Annotated in this window: 12 protein-coding genes; 9 read left to right on the forward strand and 3 right to left on the reverse strand. The window is 63.7% G+C overall.

The features are described 5' to 3' along the window. Positions 1-10 precede the first annotated feature (10 nt). Both msrA and ACSQ84_RS23515 read right to left on the reverse strand, forming a co-directional pair. Complete coding sequence (gene msrA / locus ACSQ84_RS23510) at positions 11-667, reverse strand: peptide-methionine (S)-S-oxide reductase MsrA (protein WP_436214102.1); 657 nt, start codon at positions 665-667, stop codon at positions 11-13. A gap of 151 nt (positions 668-818) precedes the next feature. Continuing rightward, positions 819-1136, reverse strand: a complete 318-nt coding sequence (locus ACSQ84_RS23515; protein WP_436214103.1) for a hypothetical protein — start codon at positions 1134-1136, stop codon at positions 819-821. Positions 1137-1480: 344 nt separating this feature from the next. On the opposite strand from ACSQ84_RS23515, the gene rpsT reads away from it, so the two are divergent. The 7 genes from rpsT (at position 1481) to ACSQ84_RS23550 (ending at position 11856) form a co-directional block, all read left to right on the forward strand. After that, complete coding sequence (gene rpsT, locus ACSQ84_RS23520; RefSeq protein WP_436214104.1) at positions 1481-1747, forward strand: 30S ribosomal protein S20; 267 nt, start codon at positions 1481-1483, stop codon at positions 1745-1747. Positions 1748-2994: 1247 nt separating this feature from the next. Continuing rightward, on the forward strand, positions 2995-4425 hold the full coding sequence (gene dnaA, locus ACSQ84_RS23525) for a chromosomal replication initiator protein DnaA (RefSeq protein ID WP_436214105.1): 1431 nt from the start codon (positions 2995-2997) through the stop codon (positions 4423-4425). Positions 4426-4664: 239 nt separating this feature from the next. Beyond that, a complete protein-coding gene (dnaN, locus tag ACSQ84_RS23530) occupies positions 4665-5783 on the forward strand; it encodes a DNA polymerase III subunit beta (RefSeq protein WP_436214106.1) in 1119 nt (372 codons plus the stop codon). 51 nt (positions 5784-5834) lie between these two features. Beyond that, a complete protein-coding gene (locus ACSQ84_RS23535; protein ID WP_436214107.1) occupies positions 5835-6122 on the forward strand; it encodes a GIY-YIG nuclease family protein in 288 nt (95 codons plus the stop codon). An 85-nt stretch (positions 6123-6207) separates the two neighbouring features. Next, complete coding sequence (gene recF / locus ACSQ84_RS23540) at positions 6208-7347, forward strand: DNA replication/repair protein RecF (RefSeq protein WP_436214108.1); 1140 nt, start codon at positions 6208-6210, stop codon at positions 7345-7347. Positions 7348-7459: 112 nt separating this feature from the next. Continuing rightward, positions 7460-9664 carry a hypothetical protein gene (locus tag ACSQ84_RS23545; RefSeq protein ID WP_436214109.1) on the forward strand — a complete coding sequence of 735 codons (2205 nt, stop codon included), beginning with the start codon at positions 7460-7462 and terminating at the stop codon, positions 9662-9664. A 32-nt stretch (positions 9665-9696) separates the two neighbouring features. Beyond that, complete coding sequence (locus ACSQ84_RS23550; protein WP_436214110.1) at positions 9697-11856, forward strand: hypothetical protein; 2160 nt, start codon at positions 9697-9699, stop codon at positions 11854-11856. 6 nt (positions 11857-11862) lie between these two features. Here the strand turns inward: ACSQ84_RS23550 and ACSQ84_RS23555 are convergent, their stop codons facing one another. Further along, entirely contained in the window at positions 11863-13758 is a 1896-nt protein-coding gene (locus ACSQ84_RS23555; RefSeq protein ID WP_436214111.1) for an acyltransferase family protein, read from the reverse strand. Positions 13759-14090: 332 nt separating this feature from the next. Between ACSQ84_RS23555 and gyrB the strand changes: the two genes are divergently transcribed. After that, positions 14091-16526, forward strand: a complete 2436-nt coding sequence (gene gyrB, locus ACSQ84_RS23560; RefSeq protein ID WP_436214112.1) for a DNA topoisomerase (ATP-hydrolyzing) subunit B — start codon at positions 14091-14093, stop codon at positions 16524-16526. Between the two features lie 14 nt (positions 16527-16540). Continuing rightward, on the forward strand, positions 16541-17839 hold the full coding sequence (gene murA / locus ACSQ84_RS23565) for a UDP-N-acetylglucosamine 1-carboxyvinyltransferase (protein WP_436214113.1): 1299 nt from the start codon (positions 16541-16543) through the stop codon (positions 17837-17839). Positions 17840-17884 lie beyond the last annotated feature (45 nt).

A 17884-nucleotide genomic window follows, 5' to 3' on the forward strand; every position in this document is an offset into this window, starting at 1 on the left:
TAAGAAAGAATCAGGCGCTCACGCCGACGCCGATCGGGCACGACACGCCGGTGCCGCCGAGCCCGCAATAGCCGGCCGGATTCTTGGCGAGGTATTGCTGGTGATAGTCCTCGGCGAAATAGAATTCGCCTGATGGTGCGATCTCGGTGGTGATGGCGCCAAGACCCTTGGCGGCGAGCGCCTTCTGGTACACCGCCTTCGACGCATCGGCGGCTTTGCGCTGCGCGTCGCTGAGCGTGTAGATCGCGGAGCGATACTGGGTGCCGACATCGTTGCCCTGGCGCATGCCCTGCGTCGGGTTGTGACTTTCCCAGAACGTCTTCAGCAGCGCGTCGTAGGAAATCTTGTTCGGATCGAACACGACCAGCACCACTTCGGTGTGACCGGTGCGGCCCGAGCAAACTTCCTCGTAGGTCGGATTGGGCGTGTGGCCGCCGGCGTAACCGACCGCGGTTGAAAAGATGCCCTCGCCGAGTTCCCAGAACTTGCGCTCGGCGCCCCAGAAACAGCCGAGCGCGAACACCGCTTGCTCGAGCCCTGCGGGAAAAGGCGGCTGCAGCCTGCGGCCGTTGACGAAATGAATGGTGGCGGTCGGGATCGGCGCGGCGCGGCCCGGCAGCGCTTCGGCGGCGCTCGGCAGCGCGGTGGTCTTGCGCATGAACAACATGGATGACCTCCAGGCGAACATCGGCAGACGCGCCAACAGTGGCGGCCGGCTGACTGCAGTATAGGGCCTTACGCCGGTTGAAGCAGCCCCGTTACGCGAGCTCTCGTTCGCAAGCATTGATTGCGTAAGCCGGCCTTACCGGATCCGCCTGTCAGTCCCGCGAATAGCCGATCAGCGGTTTGCGCGGCCGGAACAGGATCATCAACAGAATGCCCACCACGCCCAGCACTGCGAAAACCGGCTGGTCCAGCAAAACCTTGATGACGCTGTTCCAGAGCCAGGGTGCGGCGCCCTCCACCGAGGTGCGAAACGCCAGCTGGCTGGACTGGTGGATGTCGTTCCAGAACTGCCCGAACCGGGTGAAACGCAGGGTCTGGTCGGCCACGTAGCGCGCGCCGTCATAGACCATGAAGATGAATCCGCCGGCCAGGAGCAGCAGGCCGATAAGCCGGAACAAACCGCGGATCATGCGTCACCTTATATCTGTCGCGCCCGAAAGACCGTCAGCCCAATACCGGGGCCCTCCAATAAATTCAACCTCATCAGCACCTTATGCGCCATTTTTGGCCGGATTCTCCGATTTCTGGAGGGTCCGGAAAGCGTTGACGGTACCGGACTCGCCCTCTATAAGACCCCCAATGGCGGCGGGCGCAATCCCGCCGCCGCTGTTCTTTGAGCCGCGCCGCGGTGGGAGCATTGGCTCCCGAGCATGGCGACCTCAAGGACACCCTGAAACACACCAGCGCAATTTGAACGGCCGGCGCGCTCAAGCCCGACCACCCGAGCGATGACAGCCGAAGGATAGTTGAGAACATGGCCAATACCACTTCCGCCAAAAAGGCGACCCGCAAGATTGCCCGCCGCACCATCATCAACAAGTCGCGCCGCACCCAGATGCGCGGTGCGGTTCGCACCGTCGAGGAAGCCATCAAGAGCGGCGACCGCGATGCGGCGCTGAAGGCGATGAAGAACGCCGAGCCGGAACTGATGCAAGCCGCCCAGCGCAATATCATTCACAAGAACAACGCGAGCCGGAAGGTGTCACGCCTGACGCACCAGATCGCCAAGCTTGCGAAATGAACTGACGGCAAAAGCAATTCGTCAAGAAAGCCCGGCCCTGGCCGGGCTTTTTCTTTTTCCAAGTTCAATTGTCCCGTTGCTGCACAGCTGAGCGCGTGTCATATTTCCTCGCGCCCCGTACTTTTACGTGGTGAAGCTTGTTGCACCGGCAATGCTGTGCGCACACGCGAGACGCGCAGACGTACAGCTGTGTAAACCGGCGGAGACGCGCGTCTTCAAGCTGCAAGCGCGTCGCGAGAGTTACCCTGAAAAACAATCGCAAAAAACTTCGCTTCGCTAATCACTTATCAACATAGCGAGCGCAAGCGGTTCGAAAATCGGTCCGCTAACGAAGATAAGTAAAAATTTTATGAAAATTTTTTAAGCGCGTGACGCGAATTGTCACGATCGCCGGCGCGCGCGAATCTGTACACGGATTCAGACGCTTGCTTTCGAGCTAGGCGATGGCAGCGTTGCAACACCAGCGAAGACTCGTTCATTCACGTTGATTCAACGGATTGTCAGAAACTGCGCTTGGTGTACATCTAAGTGCGTTCGCGACACCCGAGGCTCTCCAGATCAGCGCGGTTTGAGACCCAAGGGTGGACGTGCAAATCGGCGGCGGTGTGCGCGTTAGCGACGCTTTCCAAGCGATGCTGGGTTGGTAGCTCATAGCAATATGAGAACGGTCGTTCTGTGTCTAAATTTCTCAGGCGTGGCGTGCGGGTTTCGCGTGTTGACGACTAGAGAGATAAGGCAAGTTTCGGCAACCGACTTTCGGCAACCGCAGGCTGGAACGCGTAGCTCGTGAACGTGTTGATGACGACAGACTTGGGTTGACAGAACTGGGTTACGCGGCGGCGCAGGCGCCGGGCATTCGATGTCCGGTAGCGGCAGACTGACTTTGAAAACACTTGCGACATGACAACTCGCCGCGCGTTCTCGCGGCGGGAGGGGGAGGCTGTATGCTTTACGGAATCATCGCGGCAATCGACGTGAGCATCTCACGTGAGATCGTATCGGTTACTCTGGAAATCATTTCCAACCACTCCATTGTGCGAACTCCGGACAGACCGTCGAGTACGCGCTGACCTCACAGGAACCTTCTTCTCCAGCTGAAATCTGACCAGCGGTGTTCGCGCCGAACGGTTGATCTATGCTCGGAGTTGAAGCCCCGTTTGAGGTCGCGCTTTGCAGCACCCCTGTTGGCAGGAACCCTGCAAAGCGATTCCACGGAAACATAACTCTTTCAGAAAAGTTCTCAGGCAATGACAAATACGGAACAGGATCGCTGGTCGCGCGTGAAGGGACGGTTGCGGACGACGGTGGGCGAGGACGTCTATACGAGCTGGTTCGCGCGCATGGACCTGGAAGGCGTGCAGGACGAAAGCGTCCATCTGTCGGTTCCAACCCGGTTCCTCAAGAGCTGGATCCAGGCGCATTACGCCGATCGCGTGCTCACCTGCTGGCAAGCCGAGATGCCGGAAGTGCACCGCATCGACCTCACCGTGCGCTCGGCCATGCGCTGCGCGGCACCGGTCAAGGAGACGCCGGTGCCCGCCGATCAGCGCCGCGCCGAGCGCGCCGATGGCCGCCCCGCGCCCGAACTGCGCGCCACCGCGACAGCGCCGGTGTCGGCGAGCCATGATGCGCTCGGCGGCTCGCCGCTCGACCCGCGCCTCACCTTTGCAAGCTTCGTCATCGGCCGCTCCAACACGCTGGCGCATGCGGCGGCGCGCCAGGTCGCCGAAGGACGCCGCGGCGATGCCGTGATGTTCAACCCGCTTTATATTCACGCCGGCGTCGGCCTCGGCAAAACCCATCTGCTGCAGGCCGTCACATGGGCCGGCAATTCGGGCAACGAGCGCAAGGTGCTCTATCTCACCGCCGAGAAGTTCATGTACGGCTTCGTCGCGGCATTGAAGACGCAGACGGCGCTGGCCTTCAAGGAAGCGCTGCGCGGCATCGACGTGCTTGTCATCGACGATCTGCAGTTCCTACAGGGCAAATCGACCCAGGCCGAGTTCTGCCACACGCTGAACGCGCTGATCGATGCCGGCCGCCAGGTCGTGATCGCCGCCGATCGCCCGCCCTCCGATCTCGAGAGCCTCGACGATCGCGTGCGCTCGCGGCTGGCCGGCGGCCTCGTCGTGGAGATGGGTTCGCTCGGCGAAGAGCTGCGGCTTGGCATCCTCAAATCGCGCGTCGCCGCGGCCCGCGCCCACCATGCGAGCTTCGACGTACCGGAGCCGGTGCTGGATTATCTCGCCCGCACCATCACCCATAATGGCAGGGATCTCGAAGGCGCCATCAACCGGCTGCTCGCGCACTCCAAGCTCAACGCCCAGCCGGTGACGCTGGAAATGGCCGAGCGCGAAGTCCGCGACCTGATCCGCCCGCAGGAACCGAAGCGGATCAAGATCGAGGACATCCAGCGGGTGGTCGCCCGGCAATACAATGTCAGCCGCTCGGACTTGCTGTCCTCCCGGCGTACCGCCAATGTGGTTCGCCCGCGCCAGGTCGCGATGTACCTGGCCAAGACGCTGACGCTGCGGTCGCTGCCCGAGATCGGCCGCCGGTTCGGCGGACGCGACCACACCACGGTACTGCACGCCGTGCGCAAGATCGAGGCACTGGTGTCCCGGGATACCGCGCTGTCGGAAGAGGTCGAATCGCTGAAGCGCCAATTACAGGAATGAATTCTTCTTCTCCCTGCCTTCTGAGGGGGTAGGGAGAAAGTTTTCCTCCCGCAATAAATGGGGAACGCCGCCGCGCTCCCTGCCACTTCCCCTTGCACTTGGGCCCCATCCGCGCCACCTTGCGGTCCCCCCGAGGGTTTGATCAAGTCCATCTTGAGCCGGCTTTTCGGGTTCAATTGCCGCGGCGCGCCTTCTGGGCCGCCCGGCTTTTCCATCTTAGGGATCAGGCGGGTATTGCAATGAAGGTCACCGTCGAACGCGCGCAACTCCTGAAATCGCTGGGCCACGTCCATCGCGTGGTCGAGCGCCGCAACACCATCCCGATCCTCGGCAACGTGCTGATCCGCGCCGAAAACGCCAAGCTGTCGCTGAAGGCGACCGACCTCGATCTCGAGGTGACCGAGACGCTGGCGGCGGAAACCGGAACCGCTGGCTCGACCACCGTGCCGGCCCACATGTTCTACGACATCGTCCGCAAATTGCCCGATGGCGCGCAGATCGTGCTGGAGGCCGACGGCGACCGTTCGGTGCTGGCGATCCGCGCCGGCCGTTCGCGCTTCACCCTGCAGACGCTGCCGGAAAGCGACTTTCCCGATCTGGCCGCCGGCGACATGACGCACGCGTTCTCGCTGCCCGCGGCCGACGTCAAGCGCCTGATCGACCGCACCCAGTTTGCGATCTCGACCGAAGAGACCCGCTATTACCTCAACGGCATCTATCTGCACTCGGCCGGCACCGCCAAAGCCGCGACCTTGCGCGGGGTGGCGACCGACGGACACCGGCTGGCGCAGATCGATCTGGCGTTGCCGAGCGGCGCCGTCGGCATGCCCGGCGTGATCGTGCCGCGCAAGACCGTCGGCGAGGTGCAGCGGCTGATCGAGGACAATGAAGCCGAAGTCTCGATCGAATTGTCACAGGGCAAGATCCGCTTCACGCTCGGCAATGTGGTGCTGACCTCGAAACTGATCGACGGCACCTTCCCGGATTACGGCCGCGTCATTCCGCAGAACAACGACAAGGAACTGATCGTCGACAAGAAGGATTTCGAGGCCGCGGTCGACCGCGTCTCGACCATTTCGAGCGAGCGCGGCCGCGCGGTGAAGCTGGCGTTGTCGGCCGGCAAGCTGGTGCTGTCGGTCACCAACCCGGATTCCGGCAGCGCCACCGAAGAGCTCGAAGTCGAATACGCCTCCGACGCGCTCGATATCGGATTCAACTCGCGCTATCTGCTGGATATCGCCGCCCAGATCGAGGGCGAAGTCGCCGTGCTCCGCCTCGCCGACCCCGGTTCCCCGACGCTGGTGCAGGACAAGGACAACAAGGGCGCGCTCTACGTGCTGATGCCGATGCGGGTGTGAGGAATTAGCTGTCATTGCCGGGCTTGACCCGGCAATCCATCGACTTCGAAAATGACCTATTGGGTGTACATTCTCGCAAGTAAGCCCGGTGGAACGCTATATGTTGGCGTGACAAATAATCTAGTGCGGCGCGCTTACGAGCATCGAGAGAGCTTGGCAGATGGCTTCACCAAGAAGTACGGCATCAAAACATTGGTATATTTTGAGCCGCACGAAGCAATTGCCACCGCACTTCAGCGCGAGAAGAACATCAAACATTGGTCGCGCGAGTGGAAAATCGACCTGATCATCGCGAGCAATCCCGACTGGCGAGACCTGTACGAGGATATTGTCCGCTAGCGCGGATGATGGATTGCCGGGAGCGCAGACAAGTTTACGTAGTCTGCGCCAGGCAGACTACTACGCCCGGCAATGACAGCGGAACATGACCCCTTCCCGCATCCACAAGCTGACGCTGACGCATTTTCGCAATTATCGGGCGGGAAGTGTGCAGACGCGCGGTGACGTCGTGGTGCTGGTGGGGCCGAACGGTGCCGGCAAGACCAATTGCCTCGAGGCGATCTCGTTTCTGTCGCCAGGACGCGGCTTGCGGCGCGCCACGCTGGAGGATGTCGCCGACAACCAGGGCGACGGTTCCTGGGCCGTCTCCGCCGAAGTCGAAGGTGCACTCGGGCTTGCCACCCTCGGCACCGGGATCGACGCGCCGGGAAATGAAAACAGCGCGAGCGGCCGGCGCTGCCGGATCGACCGCGAACCGGTCAGCTCGGCGACGGCGTTCGGCGATCACTTGCGCATGGTGTGGCTGACGCCGGCGATGGACGGGCTGTTTCTGGGAGCGGCCTCCGAACGGCGGCGCTTCTTCGACCGGCTGGTGCTGGCGATTGACAGCGAGCATTCCAGCCGGGTGTCGGCGCTGGAGCGTTCGCTGCGCTCGCGCAACCGGCTGCTCGAAGTGCGCAACTACGACGACCATTGGTGCGATGCCATCGAGCGCGAAACCGCCGAACTTGCGGTCGCGGTCGCCGCCACCCGCGGCCAGACCGTGACCAAGCTGGCGGCGATGCTGCGCGCGCGCGGCGCAGCTTCCGCGTTTCCGTCGGCGCAGATCATGCTCGACGGCTGGATGGAAAATGCGCTGGTCAATGAACCCGCCACGGCCGTGGAGGACCGCTACCGCGAGATCCTGCGCGCGAGCCGCCCGCGTGACGCCGCGGCCGGCCGCACGCTGGACGGGCCGCACCTCACCGACCTGCAGGTGGTCTACGCGCCGAAAAACATGCCGGCGCGCGATGCCTCCACCGGCGAGCAGAAGGCGCTGCTGATCGGACTGGTGCTGGCGCATGCCACGCTGGTCGCCGAGATGACCGGCATCGTGCCGCTGTTGCTGCTCGACGAGGTCATTGCGCATCTCGATCCCGCCAGGCGCAAGGCGCTGTTCGACGAGCTGGCAAAACTCGGCGCCCAGGTTTGGATGACCGGCGCCGATCCGGCGGCATTCGCCGATATCGGCGCATCCGGCGAGGTTTTCGACGTGGATTCCGGCCACGTCACCCGCCGCGCCTGAGCGCCGGTTGAACCTCAACGCCCACCCGCGCGACTAGACTCCAGCAATCGCGCCATCGGCGCGGCCATCGCTGCTGCGCGAATCGAGCGTCGGCAAATACCCGGAGATAGCCATGTTTGGAATGACGCGCGGGACGCTGGTCCCGGCACGGAAACATCTGTTTGCCCTCACCCTCGCGGTGATCGCCAGCGTGCCGGTCGCGGCCAGCGCCGATGACGCCGATGACGTCATCGTCGATATCCGCGCGCTGCCGCCGCTCGAAGGCGCCGTGGAACAACCGGCCGAGACCAAAACCCATCACGGCATAACCTATCGATTGACCTACGACGTTCCGGCATCCGTCGCGGTCACGGCGGCGGCGACGAAGAAATCGCTGGCCGCCGACGGCTGGGTGCAATATGCGCGCCCGCTCGAAAAGAGCTCCTCGTTAACCTTCAAGAAGGGACGGCACGGACTGGGTGTGCAGGTCTCATCAGGCAAGCCCAATCAATCCAGCATCTCCTATGATGGCTTCCTCAAAATTTATGCGAACGTGCCGTTCCCGCCGGATGCTGTCGACATCTTCTACGACGAGCGGCGGCCCTATCTCGGCTGCATCGCTCCGACCGGGTTCGACGCAACGCTCGACTTCTTCCGCAAGGAGATGGCAGCGATCGGCTGGAGGCCGCTTGAAGCCGCGGAGGCAGCCGAGCGCTGGCCGAACGCGCAGCTCAGCGAGACGGTCGAGAATGGCGTGCGCGCCTATTACACCCACGACGACGGCAATGGCTTCCGTCAGCAGCGGCCGGTCATGCTGACACTGCAGCGCCGCGATGACGGACGGACCGGCGTGGAGATCCGGGTCGCGCCATTTGCGATGCCGGAAAGGCTCGAAGCCGCTGACGACATGGCCGGCCTGCCGAAACCGAAGGCAACCCAGACCGCGCGCGGCTCCGGCGATTCCAACTGGCCCGTTCGCAGCCTGGACGTCGCCGTCATTGGCGAGCTTCCCGCAACGCTGGCCTTTTATCGTGGTGTATTCGCGGCGCGGAACTGGACGGAAGAGACGCGCGGCGCCGTCATCACCCCAGACAACGTCACGCTGAATTTTTCCTCCGACTATCTGACAGGCACGCTGAAGCTCAGCCGCAAATTCGATCTGACGATGGTCAGCCTCAATGCGCGAATGACGGAAGCCGCGGTGGCGGCGCAGGCCAAGGCCCAGAAGGAAGCCAGCGCGAAGTTTTCCAGCGATGCGGCGGCAATGGCAAAAGCGTTCATCGCGGCCGGAGAAGCGCGGATCGCGGCCCAGGCCGCCAAGCTGTCCGATGCGCCGCTGCGCGCCGCTGCCGACAATTCGAAGCCCGTGCCGCTGCCCGAGAACGCCGAAGAGGTGAGATTCGAAGGCGCCGACGGCCGGCTCGATTTCTACTCCGCCTCGACGGTGAGAGCGGTCGCAGCGTTCTATCGTGACGCGCTGAAGGCCCAGGATTGGAAAGAACGGCCCTCGATCATCAACGGTCCGCGCATGGTCGTGATGGACTTTTCCAAAGGCGGCAAGGCGATGTCGCTCACCGTCATGCAGATGGGCCCGAGCGTAAAGGTCATGGCCTCCGGAACGGCTCTGATGATGGCCGACGCCAAGATGGCCGCCAAGCCAGGCGCGGCAACCGCCGCTCAGGCCCTCAATGCACCGTCGGCCAAAACGACCGATCGACCCCTCGAGGCCGACCCGGACTCCGCCTTGCCGCTGCCAAAGGACCGCTCGATGACATCGATGGGAACCGGCAAGATGCCCGGCAGCGATGCGCCGTTCCGCCGCGACCTCGAAGCCAGCATTCCTGCCGAACTCGGGTCGGTGCTCGCCTTCTATCGCAGCGAACTCGGCAAGCGTGGCTGGAAGGAACAGGCCGAAGGGGCGGTCGTCAAACCGGACCAGGTGCGGCTGGCGTTTGCCTCCTCCGACGGACCCGCGACGCTGAAGCTCGGCCGCCGCAATGGCGAGACCTCCGTCAATCTCTCGCAGAAATATCCGGCCGCGGCCGCCAAAGCCGAAATCATCCCGAAGCCGGGGCAGGCCAAACTGGTGTTCGGCAACATGGGCGACGGCGAAGCCACCGTCACGATCAACAAGCGGACCATCAAGGTCGCCGGTGGCGCCGGTGGACCGCAATCGCCGAGCCGGCCGATGCTCGAACTGCCGCCGGGCAAATACCAATATTCGGTGAAGCTCGCCGGCCGTCTGGCCAGGAGCGAAAGCGTCGAAGTCACCGCGAACGATGCCTGGGGCTTCATGATTGCGCCGAGCGGCGAGGCACTGTCGCTGCAGATCTATTGATCAAAGCATTTTAGAAGGAAGTGGAGATCGCCATGTTTGGAGCGACGCGCGGGATGCTGGTCCCGGCACGGAAACACCTGTTTGCTTTCACCCTCGCGGTGATCGCCAGCGTGCCGGTTGCTGCCGGTGCCAATCCCGAGATGGTCGATGTCCGCACCCTGCCGCGGCTCGAGGGCGCCGTGGAACAAACGGCCCTTGCCGTGACCCATCTTACCAAAGCCTATCAAGTGACCTACGACGTTCCGATCGGCTTCGCGGCGGCCGCCGCTGCGGCGACGCAATTGCTGGCCGCGGACGGCTGGGTGCAATATGCGCGCCCGCTCGAGAACGACAAGTTCTCGTCGAAGTTCAAGAAGGGACGGCAAGGACTGGTTGTGTCGGTCCCGCCAAGCCAGCAGCCCAATCAATCCAGCGTGATTTATAGCGCCAACACAGCTCATGTGAACGTGCCGTTCCCGCCCGATGCTACCGACATCATGTTTGACGAGTGGCGGCCTTATCTCGGCTGCATCGCCCCGACTGCGCTGGACGCCACGCTCAGCTTCTTCCGCAAGGAGATGGCAGCGAGCGGCTGGAAGCCGCTCAAAGCTGCGGAGGCTGCCGCGCGCTGGCCGAACGCGCAGCTCAGCGAGACGATCGAGAATGGCGTGCGCGTCTATTACAGCCATGATTTCGACAATGGCTTCCATCGGCAGCCGCCGGTCATGCTGACGCTGCTGCGCCGCGACGACGGCAAAACCGGCGTGGAGATCCGGGTCGCACCATTTGCGATGCCGGAAACGATTGAAGCCGGTGACGATGCGGCCGACCTGCCGATGCCGAAGAACGTCATGGCAGCGCGGAGTTCGGGCGATTCCAATTCGGCCCGGCGAGAGCTGGACGTGGCGGTGGTTGCTGAAATTCCTGCAATGGTGGCCTTCTATCGTCGCGAACTTGCGGCGCGAAACTGGACCGAAACCAGCGGCGCTGTCGTCACGGCTGCTAGCGCTATGCTGCACTTTTTCTCGGCCGAGCAAACCGCCACGCTGGATTTCAGCCGCCGATATGATCTGACGGTGATCAATTTCGTGACCCACATGACGGGAAGCGTCCTCGCCGCGCGCGCCAAGGCCAAAAAGGAAGCCAGCGGTGCGGCGGAAAAAGAAATCATCGCGGCCGGCGAAGCACGGCGCGTGGCCCAGGCCGCCAGACTGTCGGATGCGCCGCTGCAGGCACTGGCCGACAATTCAAAGCCCATGCCGCTGCCGGAGAACGCCGAGAAGATCGAGTTCGACGGCGACATCGGCAGGCTGACATTCGAGTCGAGCTCCAGCGTCAAGGTGCTCGCGGCGTTCCACAGCGACTCGCTGAAGTCGCAGGGCTGGAAGGAAGGGCATTCGGTCATCCACCAGCCCATGATGGCCGTGATGGAATTTTCCAAGGGCGCCAAGTCAATTTCATTCACCGTCCTACGGATGGGTCTGAAGGTGAGGGTTGACGCCTATGGAACCGGCCTTGAGATGGCAAACGCCAAACCCGGCGCGGGCGGTCGGGTCACTGGCGGCGCAGTCACCAAGGCGGCTGTGCAGGATCTCGAAAATGACCCTGACGCGCCCTTTCCTGTGCCAAAGCAGCACAGCGCGATGAACACATCGGCGAGCGGAAAGCTGCCGGGCAGCGACGCCGTGTACCGCAGGCAACTTGACGCCAGCATTCCCGCGGAACTGAGTACCGTGCTCGCCTTCTACCGTAGCGAGCTCCGCAAGCGCGGATGGAAGGAACTGGCAGCGCGCGCCGTGGTGCAGGCGGACCGCGTCGAGCTGGCATTCACCTCTCCCGACGGGCCGGCGTTGTTGAAGCTTGGCCGCAGCAACGACGAGACGTCGGTCATCCTCGCGCAGAAATATCCGGCCGTCGCCGCGAAAGCGGACTTTGTACCGAAGCCGGGTCAGGCCAAGCTGATGCTCGGCAATGTGGGTGAGAGCGAAGCGGCCGTCACCATCAACAAGCAGACGATCAAGCTCGCCGCCGGCGCAGGTGGACTGCAATCGCCCAGGCCCCCGGTCCTCGAACTGCCGCCCGGCAAGTACCGATATTCGATGAAGGTCGCGGGTCGCCCCGCCCGAAACGATACGATCGAGGTGACCGCCGACGACGGCTGGGGCCTGATCATTCTCCCGAGCGGTGAGGCAATGTCGATGCAGATGTATTGATACGACCTAATGCGGCGGGCTCGCGGGCGCTTGCGCCCCGAGCACGCGGTCGATGACGGACTCGATCAGGTAGGCGGAGCCCTTCTCGGTGAGGTGGATCTGATCGCTCGCCGAAATATCCCCGGCGCTGTCGCCGACGCGCGTCAGGCACCCCTGCGCGTTGCACATGGCATCCCTGGCGGAGATGAATTCCACGCCCGCCGGGACAAGCGTTTCGCGCAATGCCGCCGCACTGCGGTCGGGCTCGGCGCGATCCGAGCGCTCCGGAATGAGCTGGCGCTGCAGCATGAAATGGCGAAGCACTTCATTGGGCAGGCCGCGTTTCCACCACGGCACCGAACCAAGCACGACCACGCGCGCGCCGGTTTGCTGCTTCAGTGCCCTCGCGGTTGCCGCAACCTTGTCGAGATGCACCTCCCAGGCGCCGTGCAGCACCACGACATCGGGCCTGATCTGGCGGGCAAGCCCGATCACCTTGTCGTTGATGGCGCGGCAGTTCGGCGTGCTCGCGATATCGGCGTTGAGAACGGGAATGCAGGAGCTCGAGGTGAACTGCGCGATGGCGAAATTCCTGGTCTCCTGCGCCTTGCGCAGGCCCGGAATCAGCGCCGCCGCGGTCGAGTCACCCCAAACCATCACGAGCGGCCGGCGATCGCCGTCGACGCAGGCCTCGGCAAACGCCATCTCGCGGCTGAGGTCGAGCAGGCACTGGTGGAGCCGCCAGCGCGCATTCTGCCTCGGCACATCGGCCATGGCCCGGATTTCCGCCGGCAACCGAAAATCGAAGCCGCGCCCCTGAACGATGATCGCACCCGCCGCGGCGACCACCGCCATCGCGGCGCTGAGGCCAACCACCTTGCCGATCATCCTGCCATGACCCGCCCGGCCGAAGCGCAACGGGATCTCGACGAACCGGTAAGTGGCCCACGCCAGCACAAAACTCAGCCCAACGATCAGGCCGCGTTCCAGCAATGTCAGCGGCGCGAATTTGATGATGGCGAAGAACACCAGCAGCGGCCAATGCCAGAGATAGAGCGGGTAGCTGATCAGGCCGATCCAGACCGGCATTCGGTGGGCGAGCACGACGCGATTAACCCAGGCGGCGGGCGCGGACAGGAGCAGCGCCGCGCCGGCGACCGGCAACACCGCCCACCAGCCGGGAAAGGCGCTGGCGCTGTCGAGGACGCCGGCCGCCACCACAATCAGCACGACGCCGATGCCGGCGCGCAGATTACTCGGCCCGCCGGCCTGGCTGATCCGGCTCCACCCGCACGCCAGCGCCGCACCGGTGAGCAATTCAAAAGCCCGGGTAAACGGCAAATAGAAGGTCACAACCGGATCGGCGCCGATCAGCGCCACATTGAGCAGGAACGAACCGATGCCGAGCACGGACGCCACAGCCAGCAGGTTCAGCCGCAGCCGGGCGGCAAGCATCAGGAGCAGCGGCCAGGCCAGGTAGAACTGCTCCTCGATGCCGAGCGACCACAGGTGCAGCAGCGGTTTCCTGGCGGATTCGACGTCGAAATAGCCGGACTGCAGCAGCAGCGCGATGTTGGCTGAGAACGCCGCGCTGGCAAACGCATCGCTGCCGAGTTGCGCAAACGCCGCCGGCAACATCCAGAACCAGCCGAGAACCAGCGTGGCGCCGAGCACGACGATGAGCGCCGGGAAGATGCGCCGGATCCGCCTGTTGTAGAAGCCGAGCAGGCTGAAACGCTCGAGCGCGAGTTCGCGCGTGATAATGCCGGTGATCAGAAAGCCCGAGATCACGAAGAAGACGTCGACGCCGATGAATCCGCCCGGCAACGCCCGCGGAAAGGCGTGAAAGATCAGAACCAGCATCACGGCGACGGCGCGGAGGCCGTCGATATCGGGCCGATATTGAGACGAAGGCAGGGACAAGGGCGGGACAATCCGGGAATCGCGACGAACGGCCGGCCACGAACGCGCCGGCTTTCGTCCTTCTCTAGCAGGTCCGTCGCAACCTGCCATTTCGCCGCCACGGCGTCTCAAAAACGGGCACCTCGAAGGCCGGAATCATCCCTCGAATCGCCCTTTTCGGGCGCCTTGGAATCGGCCTTCCAGCGCCTTGAAAGAGCGCTAAAAAACACCATTTATTCAATAGCTTGTGGACCGAGACTTTGCGCTAGGCGCATGGCCTCTTTCATGGCACAAATAGATCAATCAGCGCCTCATATTGCGCAGCTGATTCGGGACACCCTCGAAGGCCTCACATGACCGAACCTGCCCGGCAGACACCTGCCGACACTGAGCATCCCATTCCCATCGAATATGGCGCGGAATCGATCCGGGTTTTGAAGGGCCTCGACGCCGTCCGCAAGCGGCCGGGCATGTATATCGGCGACACCGATGACGGTTCCGGCCTGCATCACATGGTGTACGAGGTCGTCGACAATGCGATCGACGAAGCGCTTGCCGGTCATGCCAGCGCGGTCGAAGTCGTGCTCAACGCCGACGGCTCGGTGACGGTGCGCGACGACGGCCGCGGCATTCCGGTCGACATCCACAAGGGCGAAGGCATTTCCGCGGCCGAGGTCATCATGACCCAGTTGCACGCCGGCGGAAAATTCGACCAGAACTCCTACAAGGTTTCCGGCGGCCTGCACGGCGTCGGCGTCTCCGTGGTCAACGCGCTGTCGAGCAAGCTGCAGCTGCGGGTCTGGCGCGACGGCAAGGAACACTACATCGAATTCGCCCATGGCGACGCGGTTGCGCCGCTCGCAATCGTCGGCGAGGCCAACGGCAAGCGCGGCACCGAGGTGACGTTCTTTGCGTCATCCGAAACCTTCACCAATGTCGAATATGATTTCCCGACGCTGGAGCATCGCCTGCGCGAGCTCGCGTTCCTGAATTCCGGCGTCAATATCGTGCTGTCCGACATGCGTCACGCGGTCGAAAAGCGCGAGGTGATGCAATATATCGGCGGCGTCGAGGAATTCGTCAAATATCTCGACCGCAACAAGAAGGCGATCGTGCCCGCCCCGATCATGGTGCGCGCGGAATTGAACGACATCGGCGTCGAGGCCGCGCTGTGGTGGAACGACAGCTACCACGAGAACGTCCTGTGCTTCACCAACAACATCCCGCAGCGTGACGGCGGCACCCATCTGGCCGGCTTCCGCGGCGCGCTGACGCGCCAGGTCAACGGCTATGCCGAGGCCAATGCGAAGAAGGAAAAGATCGCGCTGACCGGCGACGATTGCCGCGAGGGCCTCACCGCGGTGCTGTCGGTGAAAGTGCCGGATCCGAAATTCTCGTCGCAGACCAAGGACAAGCTGGTGTCCTCGGAAGTGCGCCCGGTGGTCGAGAACGTGCTCAACGAAGCGCTGGCGGCATGGTTCGAGGAACACCCGTCCGAAGCCAAGGTCATCGTCGGCAAGGTGATCCAGGCCGCCGCCGCGCGCGAAGCCGCGCGCAAGGCACGCGAACTGACCCGAAAGAGTCCGCTCGGCAATTCTTCGTTGCCCGGCAAGCTCTCCGACTGCCAGGAAAAGGACCCCGCCAAATCAGAACTGTTCATCGTCGAGGGCGACTCGGCCGGCGGCAGCGCCAAGATGGGCCGCAACCGCGAATTCCAGGCGGTTTTGCCGCTGCGCGGCAAGATCCTCAACGTCGAGCGCGTTCGCATGGACAAGATGCTGTCCAGCGAACAGATCGGGATACTGATTGCAGCGCTCGGCACCGGTATCAGTGACGATTTCAGCGCCGACAAGCTGCGCTACCACAAGATCATCCTGATGACGGACGCCGACGTCGACGGCTCGCATATCCGCACCCTGCTGCTGACTTTCTTCTATCGCCAGATGCGCGAGTTGATCGACCGCGGCCACCTCTATATTGCACAGCCGCCGCTCTACAAGGTAACGCGCGGCAAGTCCGAGCAGTATCTAAAGGACGAGCGCGCGCTGGAGGATTATCTGATCTCAACCGGCCTCGACGATTGCGTCTTCAAGCCGGCCGCGGGCTCGGAACGCGCCGGCCGCGACCTGCTGTCATTGGTGGAGGACGCCCGCGTCATCCGCGGCGTCCTGCACAATCTGCACAGCCGCTACAACCGCAAGGTGATCGAGCAAGCCGCGATCGCCGGCGTTTTGAGCCCGAAGATCACAAGCGACATCGGCACCGCCAATGCCGCCGCCGATTACATCGCCAAGCGGCTCGATGCCCTGGCCGACGAAGTCGAGCGCGGCTGGAGTGGGCGTTTCACGGAAGGTGAAGGGTTCCTGTTCGAACGCACTATCCGCGGCGTCAAGGACGTCGCCATCATCGACGACGCGCTGCTCGGCTCCGCCGACGCCCGCAAGCTCGACGATTACGCGGCACGGCTGCAGGAGGCCTATCCGAAGCCGGGCCTATTGCGCCGCAAGGATGCCGAGATCGCGATTCACGGGCCGGTCAGCCTGTTCGAGGCGGTGACCGACGGCGGCCGCAAGGGCGTGGCACTGCAGCGCTACAAAGGCCTCGGCGAGATGAACCCGGAACAGCTCTGGGAAACCACGCTCGATGCCAACGAGCGCTCGCTGCTGCAGGTCAAGGTCAAGGAGGTCGACGAGGCCGACGACATCTTCACCAAGCTGATGGGCGACGTGGTCGAACCGCGCCGCGAATTCATCCAGGATAATTCGCTCAGCGCCAACGTTGACGTCTAGGACACGGAGTTCCAGTGGCGCCGATTCAATACATCGTTGAAGGCGGCCACCGGCTTGCGGGCACGATCGAGCCGTCCGGCAACAAGAATGCCGCGCTGCCGATCATCGCGGCGGCGCTGCTGACCGACCACCCGGTCACGCTGGAGAATGTTCCCCGGATTCGCGACACCGAGACGCTGGTCGAATTGATCCGCTCGGTCGGCGCCTCGGCCGAATGGGAGCAGCGCAACACGCTGAAGATCCACGCCAGGGAAATTCGCGCCGCCGATCTCGATCCCGAGCTTTGCGCGCGGATCCGCGCCTCGATCCTGCTCGCAGGCCCGCTGCTCGCCCGTTGCGGCGAGGTGGCGCTGCCGCCGCCCGGCGGCGACGTCATCGGCCGCCGCCGCCTTGACACGCATTTTCTGGCCTTCGAACAGCTTGGTGCCACCGTCACGGCGACGCACCGGCTGGAGTTCCGCGCCTCGCGGCTGAAGGGCGCCGACGTCTTCCTCGACGAGCCCAGCGTCACCGCGACCGAAAACGCATTGGTCGCCGCGGTTGCCGCCCATGGCACCACGTACCTGCGCAACGCCGCCTCCGAGCCGCATGTGCAGGACCTCGCCAATTTCCTGGTCGCGCTCGGCGCCAGGATCGAGGGCATCGGCACCAACACCATCATCATCCACGGACCGGCGACGCTGGGCGGGACCAGCTACGCGATCCAGCCCGACCATATCGAGGTCGGCTCGCTGATCGGGCTCGCCGCCGTGACGCGCTCGCCGTTGCGGATCGCGCGCGCCGGCGTCGAGCACCTGCGCTCGATCCGGATGGGCTTTGAGCGGCTCGGCATCGTCTGCGGCGTCGAGGGCGACGATCTCGTGGTGCCGTCCGGCCAGACCATGAAGATCCACGACGATTTCGGCGGCCATGTGCCGAAGCTCGAAGACCAGCCCTGGCCGGCCTTTCCCGCCGACCTGATGTCGATCGCCATCGTCACCGCCACGCAATGCGACGGCGTGATCCTGATGTTCGAGAAGATGTTCGAATCGCGGATGTTCTTTGTCGACAAGCTGATCTCGATGGGCGCCCGTATCGTGCTGTGCGATCCGCACCGGGCCATCGTGGCGGGCCCGAGCCGGCTGCGCGGCGCGTTGATGACGTCGCCCGATATCCGCGCCGGCATGGCGATGCTGCTGGCCGCAGTGGCCGCGGAAGGCACCTCCACCATCAACAATGCCGACCAGATCGAACGCGGCTATGAGCGGATCGAGGAACGGCTCAATGCGCTCGGTGCCAAAATTACGCGGGTGCCCGCGCGCGACAGCGGTTAGTTAGAGCGTTTTCGAGCGAAGTGGACACCGGTTCGCGTCAAGAAA

Source organism: Bradyrhizobium sp. LjRoot220 (assembly GCF_964252915.1).
Classification (GTDB): domain Bacteria; phylum Pseudomonadota; class Alphaproteobacteria; order Rhizobiales; family Xanthobacteraceae; genus Bradyrhizobium.